Raw genomic sequence first — 15604 nt, 5'->3', positions numbered from 1 at the left:
GGAATATAAGAATGAGCAAGAAGATTTTCGTAACCGACACTATCCTGCGCGACGCCCATCAATCGTTGCTGGCCACTCGTATGCGCACCGACGACATGCTGCCGATCTGCGACAAGCTCGACAAAGTCGGCTACTGGTCCCTGGAAGTCTGGGGTGGCGCAACGTTCGACGCCTGCGTGCGCTTTTTGAAAGAAGACCCGTGGGAGCGCCTGCGCAAACTGCGCGCCGCGCTGCCTAACACGCGCCTGCAAATGCTGCTGCGTGGCCAGAACCTGCTGGGCTACCGCCATTACAGCGACGATGTGGTCAAGGCCTTCGTGGCCAAGGCTGCCGTCAACGGTATCGATGTGTTCCGCATCTTCGACGCCATGAACGACGTGCGTAACCTGCGCGTGGCCATCGAAGCCGTCAAAGCGGCCGGTAAACATGCCCAGGGCACCATTGCCTACACCACCAGCCCCGTGCACACCGTCGATGCGTTCGTGGCCCAGGCCAAGCAGTTGGAATCCATGGGTTGCGACTCCATCGCGATCAAGGACATGGCCGGCCTGCTGACCCCGTATGCCACTGGCGAACTGGTCAAGGCGCTCAAAGCCGAGCAGAACCTGCCAATCTTTATCCACTCCCACGACACCGCCGGTTTGGCTGCGATGTGCCAACTCAAGGCTATCGAAAATGGTGCCGACCATATCGACACCGCCATCTCCAGCTTCGCCTGGGGCACCAGCCACCCGGGCACCGAGTCGATGGTCGCCGCCCTTAAAGGCAGCGAGTTCGACACCGGCCTGGACCTGGAGCTGCTGCAGGAAATTGGCCTGTACTTCTACGCGGTACGCAAGAAGTACCACCAGTTTGAAAGCGAGTTCACGGCGGTCGACACCCGTGTGCAGGTCAACCAGGTACCGGGCGGGATGATTTCCAACCTGGCCAACCAGTTGAAAGAGCAGGGCGCTCTCAATCGCATGAGCGAAGTACTCGCCGAAATCCCGCGTGTACGTGAAGATCTCGGCTTCCCGCCGCTGGTGACCCCGACGTCGCAAATCGTCGGCACCCAGGCGTTCTTCAACGTGCTGGCCGGTGAGCGCTACAAGACCATCACCAACGAAGTGAAGCTCTACCTGCAAGGCGGCTACGGCAAGGCCCCGGGCACTGTGAACGAAAAGCTGCGCCGTCAGGCCATCGGCAGCGAAGAGGTCATCGACGTTCGCCCGGCTGATTTGCTCAAGCCGGAAATGACCAAGCTGCGCGGTGAAATCGGCGCGTTGGCCAAGTCCGAAGAAGACGTGCTGACCTACGCCATGTTCCCGGATATCGGGCGCAAATTCCTTGAAGAACGCGACGCAGGCACCCTGGCCCCTGAAGTCCTGCTGCCGATTCCGGAGGCAGGCGGTGTGGCCCGTGCCGGTGGTGAGGGCGTGCCGACCGAATTCGTCATCGACGTGCACGGCGAAAGCTACCGTGTAGACATCACCGGTGTCGGCGTGAAGGCTGAAGGCAAACGCCACTTCTACCTGTCCATCGACGGTATGCCGGAAGAAGTGGTGTTCGAGCCGCTCAACGAGTTCGTCAGCAGCGGCGGCAGCAAGCGCAAGCACGCCACCGAACCCGGCCATGTCAGCACGGCGATGCCGGGCAATATCGTCGACGTGCTGGTCAAGGAAGGCGATGTGGTCAAGGCCGGCCAGGCTGTATTGATTACCGAAGCCATGAAGATGGAAACCGAAGTGCAGGCCGCGATTGCCGGCAAGGTGACCGCTGTTCATGTGGCCAAGGGCGACCGGGTCAACCCGGGTGAGATCCTGATTGAGATCGAAGGCTGATAACAGCCTTCGACACTACCGCTTAATCCTCGGGGGGGCAGGTGCCCTCCTTTTTTTTGCCTGAAACTCAGGCCTCTGTAGAGGTTTTGCGCCTGAAACTGACAAAGACCCCGCTGGGTGTGTAGATCAGCCTCGGCGTCAAGGTTTTAAGGTTGCTGGTGATCCTGTTGAAGCGTCCCTCAATCTGAGCAGCGTCGATAACACGTAACTGGCGGGTAAGCAGTTCGTCGTTTTCGTGTTCGACCTGGATATTCAGTGTTGTGCCCTTGAGGCGGGCGCTGTTGCCGACTTTCAAGGTGCTGTGCGCTTCACCCATGCCGAGGGTGAAGGCCAGGGTCGACCCGTTTGCCAGGTCAAGGTCGTGCTTGATTCGCGTCTGGCTTTTCAGCGCAGGGTCCAGCAGCAGCGTGCCGGCAACGTCAAGATTGGTTACCGTGCCTGCGGTGTAGGTTGCGCCTGCATCAATCGTCATTGTGCCCCCGATGTAACTCTGGTTGATCAGCGTTGCCCCGCGAGAGACTCGGCCTTGCTGATTGGCGTCCAGCGCACCGTCGAGGGTCCAGGCACCGCTGCCTATCCACAGGTGCTGGATACGAAGGGCGCCGTTGAAAGTGCCACCTTGGACATCGTCCAGCACGACGTGATTGGTGCCACTGCCACCGTCTACTTTGCCGTTGAATTGAGCGTTACCGCGCACAGTCAACACATCATCGCCACCCCCCATATCCAGGGCGATGCCTTTGGTGCCGCTTATCAGCCCATCGTTGGTGACTTGGTCATTGTGTTCTCCGATCAGCCTCACGCCGTAGCCGTTGCGACCGGTGATGATGCCCTCGTTGATCAGCGAGGTGCTCCCGTAGGCCGGGCCCAAGTCCCCATCGTCTACCAGCACCCCATGATGTGCGCCGCGAATAACTCCACGGTTATAGATTTCGCCGCCGCCCATGGCGATGCCTTCGCTGGTGTTGGGGGCTCCGTTCTTGTCCGCGCCATTGGCCCCGGTGCCTTCAATGAGCCCGTAGTTGTGCACGCGTGCACGTTTGTCGATGTCCAGGCCATCACCGTCGCCATCATTCTCTTTGGATCGCTGGGCATCCGCGCCCCTGATGATGCGGTAGTTGACGACGTCTGCATTGCCCTTGGATTTCAGACCGGCCCCTTTATGGCCGATGATTACGCCGTAATTGATCAGCGTCACATCGTCGGTGGCTTTGATGCCGTTGCTGCCACCCGCTACCGCTCCGTGGTTGACGATTATGCTTGCTGCGCTGTTCGCGCTTATGCCGCTATACGACTCCTTGAAGCGCGTGGAAGGCCCGGTGGATATGTGCCCGTAGTTGGTAAAATGACCGCCGGTGGCGAGTTCGATAGCGTTACTTTTTTCAGCATAAACAGGGGCTGCTGCCGAACAGCCAGGCAGGGGGATATAGGCCGCAAGCTGGTGGGGTACTCGTAACATTGGGTTTCGACCTCAAGTGTGCTTGAGGTCGAAAACTAACGCAGGTAACAGCCGACAGATGTCGGCTGGCAGAGCAGATGGTTGTAAGAAGGCTCGCTGTCGGGATGTCGTCTGACGATGCTCGGTTAAAAGCTCATCGTCCATTGCCCCTTCAAACCCTGGTTGCGGCTATGGGTGCCAGCTTGGCCGCTGTAGGCCAGGCCCAGGGTGTGTTGCTTGGATAACGCAAGATCAACGCCCAAGTTTACGTCGAGGCTATTGCGGTCCAGGGACGTGCCGGTAATGGTGAAGCCATCAAGCGCAACGGGCGCATTGCGATAGGTTTGGTGCACCTGGCTGTCAACCGCGCCGTAGAGGTGTTTCCAGCCGGCGCTGAGGTGAGGCGTGAGGCTGACCTGATCATCGAACCTGTAAACCGTCGCCAAGCGCAGGCCAACGGTGCTGTTAAGGTTCTGCTGGGTCTGCGCGCCGACGTTCAGCGCGGTCAGGCCGCCACTTTCCTTGAAACTGTCGCGGTGATGACGCTGGTAGCCGAGGCCAGCGAAAGGCTCGATGTGGAGGTCCTGGCTGCCCAATTGATAGCCCAGCTCAGAGAACAGCGTTTGGCTTTGAGCATCGTAACGAGACTTGAGCGAGTCCTTGTAAACGAGCAGGTTGACGTCGCGCCGATTGGTCCCGGCATGGCTGCTGTAAATCGCCCCCAGGCGCAGGGCCAGCGGGCCGTCCTGACGCACCGCGTATGCGCCCAGGTGCAAGCTGTCCAGTTCGGTAGAGAAGCGTTGCGCCTTTAGGTCACTGGCCGATTTTGCCCCCATAACACCCACACGCCAGGCGTTATCCACTGCCCAGTCGGCGCCCAGCATCAGACCCTTGCTATCGTGCTTCAGTCCGGCGCTGCCGCTTCGTTGGTCGAGGTGGCCGCCGTTACTCACCCCTTGTACCCAGAAACGACCGTTGTCATCGTCGGGCAGGTTGCGCAGGGACGAGAGCAATTGGCTGCTGATGTGGCTGGTGACGGCGTGCGTGGCGCTGAGCAGGTTCGCGTTTTGGCTACCGGCCAATTGCTCCAGGGCTGCGCCGATGCCGCCGGGCTGTGCGGCGAGTGCGTCATTTACCTTTTGCAGCTCCTTGAGCTTCTCCGAGGTCAATTCGCCGGACTTGAGCAGTTCAAGCAGTGCGGGCTCCAGCACCTTGGCCACTTGCACGCCATTGTAGGTGGAGGCTTGGCCAATGAAGTAGCCGGGGTAGGGCCCAGGGATTGGCGGCGTATCGACTTCAGGTTTGAAGGCCCCCTCAGCGTCGAGCGAATCATAGGGTTGGTGAGGCCTGTATTCAATATCGCCTCGTGCGTGCGCAGGTTGCACACTGAGGGCAATTACAAGACTGATAAATGCTGCGATTCTTTGCGGTGTAAAGGGCATGAATTACCGACCTCTGATGAATGAGGCCGGGAATGTAGCGGGGGCACAGGCGGATAACTGTCAGGCCATTGACCGCTGGTTTGCGGGAGTTGTCTTTAGTCAGGTGCGATAAAAAGCCCATCTGCGTTTGGCCGACCAAGGCGCTATACAACGGGTGCTGCGCTTTAACTGCGGTGCATATACCCCTTGCCGAAATGCCGCTCCATGCGCGCCTGGATCAGCTCCAGTCCCAGTGACAGTACCCAATAAATGATTGCCGCCGTGGTGAGCATCTCGATGTAGCGGTAGCTGGAGCGGCCATAGGACTGTGCCAGGAACATCACTTCCCATACCCCCATCACCGAGACCAGCGACGAGTCCTTGAGCATCGAGATGAATTGGTTGGTGGCCGGGGGGATGATGGTGCGCATGGCCTGGGGCAGGGTGACGTGCCAGAAAATTTCCCTGTCACGCATACCCAAGGCCAGCGCGGCCTCGCGTTGACCATGGGGCACGCCGAGGATGCCGGCGCGGAAAATCTCGCTCAGGTAGGCACCATAGTTCAGCGACAACGCGATGATCCCGGCGACGATGGCGCCCGGCACCAGGCCCAGTTGCGGCAGGCCCAGGTAAATCAGCAGGATCTGGATCAGCAGCGGCGTGCCACGAAAGAACGAGGCGTAGAAACTGGCAATGCCAAACGCCACCGCGCTTTTCGACAGGCGCCCCAGCGCGGTGATAAAGCCCAGCACCGATGACGCAAGCATGGCGCACAGGCACAGGAATAGCGTCAGCGCCGCACCTTGCAGAAAACCGTTGGGCGCCAGGTGCAGGCCGACCAGGTTGGGCAGCTTGTCGAGAATGATCGAGAACTTCAGGTCAAAGCTCAGGAAGAAACTGGCAAACAGGGCGAACAGCGCCGCCCAGGTCAGGTAAAGCCGTATGCGAAAACTCATTGGCTGATGTCGGCGCCGATCCATTTTTGCGACAGCTTGCTCAAGGTGCCGTCCTGTTTAAGCTGGGCGAAGACCTCACGCACTTTGCTGTCCCACTGCGCGTCGCCTTTCTCGATGGCTACCGAGTTGGGCTCCGAATACAGCGGTGCGCCGGCCAGCTTGAAGCGCTTGTCCTGGGTCAGGCGCGGCTGCGCGGTAACCAGGTTGGTGAGGATTGCGTCCAGACGCACGCCGGCGCCCAGGCCCAGGTCCTGGAACGCCACATTGTCGGTATCGTACGGGGCGATCTGCACCTCTTCGAACGGGTACTGCAGCTGCGTGTCTTCGGCGCCTTCGATGACCAGGTTCTTGTTCAGGTAACTCTCGTAGCTGGAGGCACTGGTGAGCCCGACTTTCTTGCCGCTCAGGTCCTTGGCTTCGTGGATGCGATCATCCTTGGCGTTGACCACGATCACCGCGGGCGAGGCGTAATACTCAACCGGGAAGTCGAACACCTCGGCGCGTGCCTTACTCGGGGTCATGGAGCAGATGCAAATGTCATAGCGCCCGCTCCAGCGGCCAGCGGCAATGACGTCCCATGAAGGCGTTTCCAGGCGCAGCTTCACGCCAAGCTTTTGCGCCACGGCCTTGGCCACATCCACATCGAAACCGTCGAGCTGGTTCTGCTCGTTGAGGAATGAAAACGGCGGGTAGCTTTCCATCAGCACGCCGACCAGTTCCTTCTTCTGCTCGATACGATCCAGCGTGGCACCGCCAAAGGCTTGGGTGGAAGCAGCCAACATCGTCAGGCCCAGGGCCAACAGCGGTCTGAATTTCAAAATCGAACACCTGAATAAAAAAGAGGTTGTTATTAACCGAACGGTACGCATTAAATAGTTATAAGAACGACTCTCATAGTGAGTTATTTTCATAAGCATATGAGTAAAAAGCATATGGGCGCAGCACGCACAGTAATTCTCGATGGTGGCATGGGCCGTGAACTGCAACGCCGTGGCGCGCCGTTCCGCCAGCCGGAGTGGTCGGCATTGGCCTTGAGCGAAGCGCCGCAGGCGGTGGAGGCGGTACACGCGGCCTATATCGACAGCGGTGCCGACGTGATTACCAGCAACAGCTACGCGGTGGTGCCCTTTCATATTGGTGAGGCGCGCTTCGCCGCCGAAGGCCAGGCGCTGGCCGCATTGGCCGGTGAGTTGGCGCGACGGGCGGTGCAGGCGTCCGGCAAGGCGGTGCGTGTCGCTGGCTCCTTGCCGCCGCTGTTTGGCTCGTACCGGCCCGACTTGTTCCTGCCGGAGCGGGTCAGCGAGTTGCTGACACCGCTGGTGCTGGGCCTGGCGCCTCACGTCGACCTGTGGCTGGCGGAAACCCAGAGCTCAATCGTTGAAGCGCGAGCGATTCATGCCGGCCTGCCGCAGGACGGTAAACCGTTCTGGCTGTCGTTCACCTTGAAAGACGAAGACACCGACGACGTACCGCGCCTGCGCTCCGGCGAACCGGTAGCGGAAGCGGCCGAGGCGGCGGCGCAGTTGGGTGTGCAGGTGTTGTTGTTCAACTGCAGCCAGCCGGAAGTGATCGGCGCGGCGATCGATGCCGCGCGGGAGACCTTCGAGCGATTGGGCGTAGCGATTCAGATCGGTGCCTACGCCAACGCCTTCCCGCCGCAACCCAAGGAAGCCACGGCCAACGATGGCCTGGACCCGTTGCGCGACGACCTCGACCCACCGGGTTACCTGCATTGGGCTGCTGATTGGCAGGCGCGTGGCGCCAGCCATTTGGGTGGGTGCTGTGGCATTGGGCCGGAGCATATTGCGGTGCTGGCGCAGCGCCTGACCAACTGATCCACCGCCCCTCCCACATGGGTTTTGTGTTGCGAGTGAGATCTAGATTCGGCAGTCGGCCAGCGTTTTCAGCTGGCCCGAACCACTCTGGTTCGCCTCAGACAACCAGGCCTCAAATCCCGCGCCCACTTTGGGCCATTCCGAATCGATGATTGAATACCACGCGGTATCCCGGTTCTTGCCCTTGACCACAGTATGCTGGCGGAACACGCCTTCAAAGCTGAAGCCCAGGCGCTCAGCCGCGTACTTGGAGCGGGCGTTGGCGTTGTTGCACTTCCATTCCAAGCGGCGATTGCCCTGCTCGAAGGCGTACTTGGCCAACAGGTACACCGCCTCGGTGCTTTTGGGCGAGCGTTGCATCGGAGCACCGAAGGTGACGTGGCCGATCTCGATGCGGCCTTGCTCGGGCACGATCGACATCAGGCTGAGGATGCCCTGGACCTGGCCGCTCGCGCGGTCGATCACGCTGAAGAAATACGGATCGTTATGGGCCGCGTGATTATTCAGCCAGGCATCGAATGCGCTGCGTTCAGGGAAGGGGCCGTAGGGCAAATAGTCCCATAGCTTGGGATCGGCGCCGGGGCCTTGCAGGGCGTTGAACAGATCATCGCCGTGGCGCGCCGGATCGAGTTTTTCCAGGCGGATAAAGCGCCCTTCAAGCAGTTGAACCGTGGGTGACGGGACGCCTTTCCAGTCGGCGAGGGAAGTGGACATGCTGGGCTCCTTAAAGACCTTGTCGAAATTGGATGAAACCAGGGCGTTCGGCGATGCGTTCGTAGAGTTGGATCGCGGTGGCGTTGGTCTCGTGGGTCAACCAGTGCACTTTGCAGCAGCCATCGGCCTTTGCGGTGGCGTAGACGAACTCGATCAGCTTACGGCCTACGCCGGTGCCGCGTTGGGATGGGTCCACTAAAAGATCCTGCAGGTAGCACGAGTTCTCGATGCTCCAATTGGAGCGGTGATAGATGAAGTTAACCATGCCCACCGCCTTGCCGTCCTGCCAAGCCAACGCCGAGTGGGTCGGCTCGCGGGCGTCTATCAGGCGTTGCCAGGTGCTTTGGCTGACGGCGTCCGGCAGTTCGGTGTTGTAGAACTTCAAGTAGGCCAGCCACAACGGTAGCCAGGCGGCGTGGTCCGCGGCGGTGACTTGGCGGATGTCGATCGGGGTCATTCTGCAACTCCTTGGGGAATGAAACGGGCGAGATTCTGGTCGCGCAGATCAGCGCTGCCGGCCAGGGCTTCACGTACGCCGGCCATATCGGCTGCGCTGCGGTTCTGGCTGAGCTTGCGTTTGCCGACCAGGCGGTCGATAGGCAGGGCAAAGCCAACGATGGCCTTGAGCATGGCGTCGATGTAGTCGGCCGGCGCATCGCCGACGGCCCAAGGTTGGGCGCGGCCGCGTTCGTGGTGATCAGTGAGGGCGCCGACGACCTTGAGTAATCGCTCGCTGTCGCTGAACACGTCGGCCTTGCCGTAGGCGTGCACGGCGAGGTAATTCCAGGTGGGCACCACTTTGCCGTGCTCGGCCTTGGAGGGGTAAAACGCCGGGCTGACATACGCCTCGGCGCCAGCAAAGATGACCAGTGCTTCACTGCCGTTTTGCAGGTCGCGCCACTGCGGATTGGCCTTGGCCAGATGCCCATAAAGCGTACCGTTGGATCCTTCGTCGGGATTGAGCAGTAACGGCAGGTGGCTGGCCTGCAGGCCGTTTTCACCCACGGTCACCAACTGCGCAAGGCGCGTGTGCTGGATCAGTTGCTGGATTTGGGGCAAATCATCGAGGGCGAAGGCGCGAGGTGTGTACATGGAAAATTTTCCTTGGAGAATACCTGCATCCTAGGCAGGCTAATGGCTCGTTGTAAGAGCCATCTAGCCCTCATTTCATAGGTCCAATATGCCGCCCGTCATCCCCTCGATGTCGTTCGACCCTGCTGGCATCGAGTTGGATCGCCGCCAGGGCCTGACACGCCAACTGTACGACGCCCTGCGCCAGCGCGTGCTGGATGGGCGGCTGGTCAGTGGCACGCGCTTGCCTGCCACCCGTGATATGGCGGCGGCGTTGTCGATCTCGCGCAACAGCGTGGTACGCGCATACGATCAGTTGTATGCCGAGGGGTTTATTGAAAGCCGGGTGGGAGACGGCACCTACGTCTCGCAGCTGCCCACAGCAAAAAAACTATCCACAAAACTATCCACAGGGTTTTCAACAGGCTTACCCACAGCCTTATCCACAAATCGTCTGGATAATGCGCACACTCAGGCCAGCGAAGTTATCCACAGTGGTGGCCTGGACAGGGTCAGACATAACCATTTGGTCCAGCCTCCTTGCGGTCCGCCACGGGCTTTTCGGGTGGGGGTACCGGCCTTTGATCTATTTCCTTTTGAGGTGTGGGCCAAGCTTAATGGGGCGTTCTGGCGCAAGCCGGACCTGGCGCAGTTATGCTACGGCGACCCGGCCGGTGACGAGCGTCTACGTGGCCTGATCGCCGCTTACCTGCGCACTGCGCGAGGTCTGCAGTGCACGACTGAGCAAATAGTGATCACCAGTGGCGCGCAACAGGCAATCAGCCTTTGTGCACAGTTGCTGGTGGAGCCTGGGGATTGCGTGGCGGTGGAAAACCCGGGTTATCGCGCGGCAGGCCATGCCTTTGCGTTGGCAGGTGGACGATTGAAGGGTGTGCCGGTGGATGGCGATGGTATTGACTGCGAGGTCTTGAACCGCCTGAAGGATTGCCGGGTGACCTATGTCACGCCGTCCCATCAGTACCCGTTGGGCGTGGTGATGAGCCTGGCGCGGCGCCTGCAATTGCTGGCCTGGGCCGAGCGTACTGGCGGTTGGATCGTCGAAGACGACTATGACGGTGAGTACCGTTACACCGGAGCGCCCTTGTCGCCCTTGGCGGCGCTGGACCGTAGTGGGCGCGTGCTCTATGTCGGCACATTCGGCAAGGTGGCATTCCCGGCTTTGCGCCTGGGTTACCTGGTATTGCCGCCGGGTCTGGTAGAGGCCTTTGCTCAGCGCCGCGCCGTGGACATGCGTCATTCCGAAGTCAGCACTCAGGCCGTAATGGCCGAATTCATGGCGGCGGGGCATTTCCAGCGCCATATTCGGCGTATGCGCCGTGCGGCCCTGAACCGCCGCAACGCTTTGTTGGTCGGCTGGCCCAGCGAATTGCCAGGTGTCGGGGCCTTGCCCAGCGTTGCAGCAGGCTTACACCTGACGGTGCGCGTGGACAGCCTGGCCCGTGAGCAAGCGCTGCTTGCCCAAGCCCGCGCGGTAGATGTCGAGATCAACGGCTTGAGCGGCTACTGGCTGGCAGATACCGGCCCACCACCGGACCAGCGTGCCGGACTGGTGCTGGGGTTCGCTGCCGTGCCTGAGGCGGCCATCGCACAGGCGCTGGCCCGCTTGCGTCGGGTGTGGCTGGCTTGAATACGATCCGGCACTGAGGTTACTTCACCTTGAAAAACAACCGCTGGGCCTGGTCCCGGTTTATTTCGCTGAGGTAGAACGCGGTTTTTTGCTGTTCGTTGAGGCCGTCAAGACTGTCGGCATCTACTCCCCGGGCGTGCTCTTGCGGGGTTTTCAAGCGGCCCCTGAGAAAAGCCCTGGCGGGCACCCATTCGGCCGAATAATGGAAGTGTGCATACCACAGCACAGTTTTATCACTGCGGTTACTCAGGGTGTACTCATCCAGGTAGACCTTGACAGGCCCTTTGAGCCGGCGGCGTTTGACGGTTCTCTTGATTACGATCTCGTTGTTTTGCTTAAGCCATTCCACGCTACTGATGGTGGGTGGGCGTTTCTTGATCATTTGCAGTTTCTGGCGAGCCGCCTCTTGATAGAGTGCCTGCGCCGCTTCGCTCAGTTGTTTGTTGACCAGAGCCGCAGAGCCCCCGTTGCTCTCGGTGGAGTTGCTTTGGGTCAGAGCCTGCTCAATGTTTGCAGAGGCCTGTTCCAGTTTTAACGCATGCTGGTGGTACAGCCATTCAATGCCAGTAGCGCTGCGCTCCGGTTTGATCGCCTGTTGGCCAGTGCGCTGCTTGAAGGCCCCCAACCCGTCCAGAAGCTCCTGGGCCTGGCTGATACTGGTGGCGACGTCCAGAGTAGTGGTGGTAGTGGTGGTCTCGACGGGATTGACGTGCTGCACCCACACACCTGGGGTTTTTTCGTGAAAGGTCGCCATGATCTGCTGGTTGAGAGGAGAGATGACATCCACCATGCCGGTTTCATCGCCAGCTTCTGTCAGTCGTGGTACTCCCACCAATACCCCGTTGTAGCGCGTGTGAATGATTTTTTCTTTGCTCTTGGCGGTGTTGAAGGCGGTGTCGGGCGACTTCTGAGCGTGTCCCGATCCGCGTGCAGCAGTTCCAGGCTACCCAGGGTTTCGCGATAGAAATCGCGGATTTTTTCGCGCAGGGTCGTGATACGTGCAGGCAGCGCTGCGTCAGGAAACTCGTCCGGAAAATCCTGCAGGCGTTCGTCGATGATCTTGAACTGTTCCACCAGGCTGCCAAGGGTTTCGATGCGTTCATCCAAGCGCGGCTGGCTACGCTCCATCGACGTTTCATGCAAGGCCTGAATCGACAGGTTGGCGGCGTCGACGATGGTGTCAATGGCACTCCAGGCTGACGAGGCTGTGGCGATGCTGCTGCCGTCCAGGCATAAGTTGCGCGCCATCGACACTTGCAAGGCCCTGAGGTCGCGGGCGGTGTAGCTTGGCAATTTACTCCGGTAATTGCGAATTTGCTCGAATCCCAGCTCACCCAGCGCTTTGAGTTGGGTAAGCCGCGATTGGCTGTAGTTCAGGCGCTGGATCATGTCCTGGCTCAATTCGGTCATGATGCGGGCATCGTCGATATGACGTTCCTCTGGATGGCTGATTTGATGTTCGATCTGGTCGAGCACGGTTTTGAGTTTAGGTGTGAAGGCGACTTGCGCCTCGGTGATACCGGTCCGAGTCAGCTCCAGTTGGGCGCTCACGTAGCGGATTGCGTGTTGCTGATAGTCCGCGCTGGGCGAGAACACATTCAATATCTTGAGCTGTTGCAGTGCCTTTTCGTAGTCGCTGCTCTGGCTCTTGAGTTTTTGCAGGTAGGTTTGGCGGCTGATCTCGGATGAAGTGGATGACGCGGTGTCCGACATTGCCAGACGGGCCTGCTGCAACTCCAATTGCGCAGTGGGTTTGTTTTGTTCAAATAGCGTCAGGCGTCTTTTGGCTTCTATCGCGTTGATCTCAGCTTTGGATTTTGACTGCTCCTGCAGCTGCTTGGAACCGGCGCCGCGCAGGCGCAGACGAGTGTCGATGAACCATTGGCCCTGAGCGTTGTGAATCAACGCAGGTCCTGTTCGACCGGGCTGCTTCGGGTCGATGATGACTACCGCTTCATCTTCACCGGCACTGACCTCAAACCAGCGCTCCCCTACGGGGACGTAATACTTCTGTGCCTGATGAAAGAGATGCTGGTATTGGTTTTTTGAGGTTTCAGCCGCGCCGAGGCCTTGCGGTTTGCTGACCTTGAAGCTGTCGAGCACGGTTGCGAGTTCGCTGGGTATGCGCTTGATTGCGCCGCTGGTGTGCAGGTGCGGTAAATGTGTGGCCGGCAGCTCCTTGGTCAGGGTCACCTCTTGTTTGATCGTGACCTGCTTTGTGCTGGTCGCTTTGGTCAGCTTTGGCGTGGTCTTGCGTGGGTAGCCGGTACGGTGGCTGCGGCTGGCGGCGTGCAACGTGATCGCCATGCCGAGGTTCAACAGGACATCGGTGAGTGCCGACCACTCGGCTTGTTTTTCGTCGTGGTCATGGGCTTGCACAAAAGTTTGCAGTTGATCGACCACCTGCCAGATCCAGGCGCCCGTGCCGATGGTGCGCCCCAGAAACGGCAGCACCCCATTGAAGATCACCCAGCCGGCGTGTTTAAAGGTCGCCCAACGGCTTTCGGCGTTGGACACCGATTGGCGGTCGGCCAGTTCTATCAGGACCTGGGCATTGGCCTTGAACATTGTGGTGAATCGATCACCGTTGAGTACTTCGGTGCCCAGGGTCATTGGCCCGCTCATGGTCCATAGCTTGTCGGGCTCCACCAGGTAATCGGCGACCGCCCAAGGTGAAGGCAGCGAGCCGGGAAATACATAGTTGGTATAGTCGCTGCGGACCGCATCCGGCAGCCAGGCCAAGACCGACTCGCACAAGCTGCTCGATTGCGCGATCGTATAGATGAGGTTGGCCGGCGACGGGAACTGCATCAGGGCTGGCGTGAACAGCGGCCGGTACAAGAGGCATGGCCCGGCCGCCGGGTCTTCGGGGCCTATCACGTACATGTTGGCGACCGTGTCCACAGAGGTGTCCGTGCGCCGGGTGGGCACGAAGGCCAAGGGCCTGAGTACGATGGCTTGCCCGTCCACTTTGCTGTCAGTGGCCTGTTCTTGCATCACCGCGGTCACATAACGGTAGCCCTGCTCGTCAATGCTGCCTTCCTGGCGGATCTTGGCTTGCAAGGCTTGCATCGGCAGTTGGATACGCAGGTGTTGGCTATATAGCGTATTACGGCGTGCAGATTCCTGAGTGTCATCCAGCAGCTTTTCCTTGATCAGCGCAGGGTAGGTACGGCCAATATCGGCATCGGTGGCCAGCGATTCAAAATAGGCAGGGGTCATCCACTCAGGCAGGTTGGAACCATTGCTGGTCTTGACCACTTTGTTACCGACGGGCACTGCAATCAGGTTTTGCAGGGCCAGTTCAACCAGGCTGAACGTGTTGCTCTCAACCTGGCCCGGAACGACGAAAGCGCCCCACACGACCGGGCTCTCTATTTGCAGGAAGATCTTCTCCAAGGGCAGGTTAGTGCTATCCGGGTGGTCCTTGATCACCTTTGCCTTGATGACCTTCAACGCGTACGCCTCGATAGTAGGGACGTCGTCCAGGAACGACCGACCGGCATTCTGGTTATGCAGCGCGGCGAGGTCTTTGAGGTGCCGAGCATAGAAATTCGAGTCGCTGGGTGAAGCGTTTGTCAGCCAGTCGGGCATCTGCTCGCGGTACCAGGCCAGATCCGGGCTGCTTTGCGCAGGCGGCGGGGCAGCAGCAGGTGGCGTGCCCAGTGCCATATCGACGTTGTTGGTTTTGCGCAGGTCGGAGAAGTCGATTTCAGCGATGGTATCGATCTGCAATGACACCAAGGCACAGGCTTGGTGATCAAAGAAGTTGCCGTCCGGTTCAAACAGACGCCATTGGATTTGCGGGTCCGTGACAGAGCCCGACAGGTGCGCGGGCAAGGATTGGCCCAGGTGCTCCAGCGAAGGAAACTTTTCATAACCCTTGAGCAGCGAATGCGTGAGGACTGTGGTTTTGCCTTCGTGTTCGCCGATCAATACCGCGATGATCACATCATTGACGTGCTTGACCTGCCCTTCATCGTCGACTCGGTCGATATCAACCAGGCAAGCCCTGAGCTTGTAGAGGTCGTTGCCCTTTCTGTCGGCTTTGTCGGGGTGAGTGAACAGGGCGCGAGCCATGGCACACTCGGTGGCGGTCCAGTCATCGGCGGCCTCGACATCCCACACCGTGCGCAGCAGGTTCGACAGCTCGTGCCAATGTGGGCCGCTGCCGTTGGTTTGATTCCAATAGTTGATCGTTTGTTGCTGGTAGGCCCGCAGCATCGAAGGCGCAAGTTGGTTGATGGTCTTGGCGATTTCAGTCACGCGCACGGGCAGGTGTACCGCCGGCTCGATGATCGGTTGCTGCGTGAGAAAGTGCTCGCCCTGAAGGTACAGGATCGGCACCGCCAGCACTGCCTGCCTGGCAAGGATGTCACTCAGGGCCTGGTACTCGGTGGGGCCGGCGCTGACCCGGTCGTCATCCAGGTTCCAGGTGGGCGTTGCGAGCATGACGGTGTCCGGGTCGATATCCAGCGTCGGGTACTGCTCCTGTAGCGCCTCGCGCAGCAGCAGGGTTGCAGTCTCCCTGAACGAAGGACCTGTAGAGAATTGGGTGAGCAGCGCTATGCGTGCATCCGGACGCGATGTGTTCGAGGGCGTGGTCGTTGAAGCGGGGGCGTTCATGGTGAGGCTTCCCTGTCTGGCCGTTTGGTGGAACCAGCCCTGAGGTCAAGGCTAGAAATTTCCATGCTAGGGCGC

The 15604-nt window shown here is 59.7% G+C and carries 10 protein-coding genes and 1 pseudogene; 3 read left to right on the top strand and 8 right to left on the bottom strand.

The features are described from left to right. The first annotated feature begins 11 nt into the window (after window positions 1-11). Window positions 12-1820, top strand: a complete 1809-nt coding sequence (gene oadA, locus J1G33_RS05535) for a sodium-extruding oxaloacetate decarboxylase subunit alpha (RefSeq protein WP_032878657.1) — start codon at window positions 12-14, stop codon at window positions 1818-1820. Window positions 1821-1887: 67 nt separating this feature from the next. On the opposite strand, the gene J1G33_RS05530 is transcribed toward oadA, so the two are convergent. From J1G33_RS05530 to J1G33_RS05515, 4 genes are all read right to left on the bottom strand, one after another. Further along, window positions 1888-3279, bottom strand: a complete 1392-nt coding sequence (locus J1G33_RS05530) for a hypothetical protein (protein ID WP_223017792.1) — start codon at window positions 3277-3279, stop codon at window positions 1888-1890. Window positions 3280-3404: 125 nt separating this feature from the next. Next, window positions 3405-4700: an autotransporter outer membrane beta-barrel domain-containing protein gene (locus tag J1G33_RS05525; RefSeq protein ID WP_032878658.1), complete on the bottom strand. Its 1296-nt coding sequence runs from the start codon at window positions 4698-4700 to the stop codon at window positions 3405-3407. Window positions 4701-4864: 164 nt separating this feature from the next. Then, a complete protein-coding gene (locus J1G33_RS05520; protein ID WP_032878659.1) occupies window positions 4865-5635 on the bottom strand; it encodes an amino acid ABC transporter permease in 771 nt (256 codons plus the stop codon). Continuing rightward, window positions 5632-6453 carry an ABC transporter substrate-binding protein gene (locus J1G33_RS05515; protein WP_032878660.1) on the bottom strand — a complete coding sequence of 274 codons (822 nt, stop codon included), beginning with the start codon at window positions 6451-6453 and terminating at the stop codon, window positions 5632-5634. Before J1G33_RS05515 ends, J1G33_RS05520 begins: the two co-directional genes overlap by 4 nt. Before the next feature lie 114 nt (window positions 6454-6567). On the opposite strand from J1G33_RS05515, the gene J1G33_RS05510 reads away from it, so the two are divergent. After that, window positions 6568-7470 (top strand): homocysteine S-methyltransferase family protein, encoded by a 903-nt coding sequence (locus tag J1G33_RS05510; protein WP_032878661.1) that lies wholly within the window; start codon window positions 6568-6570, stop codon window positions 7468-7470. A 42-nt stretch (window positions 7471-7512) separates the two neighbouring features. Here the strand turns inward: J1G33_RS05510 and J1G33_RS05505 are convergent, their stop codons facing one another. Genes J1G33_RS05505 through J1G33_RS05495 form a run of 3 tightly spaced genes read right to left on the bottom strand, consistent with a single transcriptional unit; the run spans window position 7513 to window position 9276 of the window. Further along, window positions 7513-8184 carry a GNAT family protein gene (locus J1G33_RS05505; protein ID WP_032878662.1) on the bottom strand — a complete coding sequence of 224 codons (672 nt, stop codon included), beginning with the start codon at window positions 8182-8184 and terminating at the stop codon, window positions 7513-7515. Window positions 8185-8194: 10 nt separating this feature from the next. Then, entirely contained in the window at window positions 8195-8641 is a 447-nt protein-coding gene (locus J1G33_RS05500; RefSeq protein ID WP_032878663.1) for a GNAT family N-acetyltransferase, read from the bottom strand. Further along, window positions 8638-9276: an FMN-binding negative transcriptional regulator gene (locus tag J1G33_RS05495; RefSeq protein ID WP_223017791.1), complete on the bottom strand. Its 639-nt coding sequence runs from the start codon at window positions 9274-9276 to the stop codon at window positions 8638-8640. Before J1G33_RS05495 ends, J1G33_RS05500 begins: the two co-directional genes overlap by 4 nt. Before the next feature lie 88 nt (window positions 9277-9364). Between J1G33_RS05495 and J1G33_RS05490 the strand changes: the two genes are divergently transcribed. Then, a complete protein-coding gene (locus J1G33_RS05490; RefSeq protein ID WP_216090498.1) occupies window positions 9365-10903 on the top strand; it encodes a PLP-dependent aminotransferase family protein in 1539 nt (512 codons plus the stop codon). 19 nt (window positions 10904-10922) lie between these two features. Here J1G33_RS05490 and J1G33_RS05485 read toward each other — a convergent pair. Then, a pseudogene (locus J1G33_RS05485) lies at window positions 10923-15529 on the bottom strand (DUF6543 domain-containing protein). Window positions 15530-15604: the final 75 nt, after the last annotated feature.

The sequence above is a fragment of the Pseudomonas sp. P867 genome (assembly GCF_019891455.1).
Lineage (GTDB): Bacteria > Pseudomonadota > Gammaproteobacteria > Pseudomonadales > Pseudomonadaceae > Aquipseudomonas > Aquipseudomonas synxantha_A.
This window is presented reverse-complemented; position numbering and strand designations above follow the sequence as displayed.

Excerpts from the sequence above, each read along its gene's own strand:
- J1G33_RS05525 (WP_032878658.1), bottom strand. The coding sequence starts at position 4,700 with ATGCCCTTTACACCGCAAAGAATCGCAGCATTTATCAGTCTTGTAATT.
- J1G33_RS05510 (WP_032878661.1), top strand. The coding sequence starts at position 6,568 with ATGGGCGCAGCACGCACAGTAATTCTCGATGGTGGCATGGGCCGTGAA.
- J1G33_RS05530 (WP_223017792.1), bottom strand. The coding sequence starts at position 3,279 with ATGTTACGAGTACCCCACCAGCTTGCGGCCTATATCCCCCTGCCTGGC.
- J1G33_RS05490 (WP_216090498.1), top strand. The coding sequence starts at position 9,365 with ATGCCGCCCGTCATCCCCTCGATGTCGTTCGACCCTGCTGGCATCGAG.
- J1G33_RS05495 (WP_223017791.1), bottom strand. The coding sequence starts at position 9,276 with ATGTACACACCTCGCGCCTTCGCCCTCGATGATTTGCCCCAAATCCAG.
- J1G33_RS05505 (WP_032878662.1), bottom strand. The coding sequence starts at position 8,184 with ATGTCCACTTCCCTCGCCGACTGGAAAGGCGTCCCGTCACCCACGGTT.
- J1G33_RS05520 (WP_032878659.1), bottom strand. The coding sequence starts at position 5,635 with ATGAGTTTTCGCATACGGCTTTACCTGACCTGGGCGGCGCTGTTCGCC.
- J1G33_RS05500 (WP_032878663.1), bottom strand. The coding sequence starts at position 8,641 with ATGACCCCGATCGACATCCGCCAAGTCACCGCCGCGGACCACGCCGCC.
- oadA (WP_032878657.1), top strand. The coding sequence starts at position 12 with ATGAGCAAGAAGATTTTCGTAACCGACACTATCCTGCGCGACGCCCAT.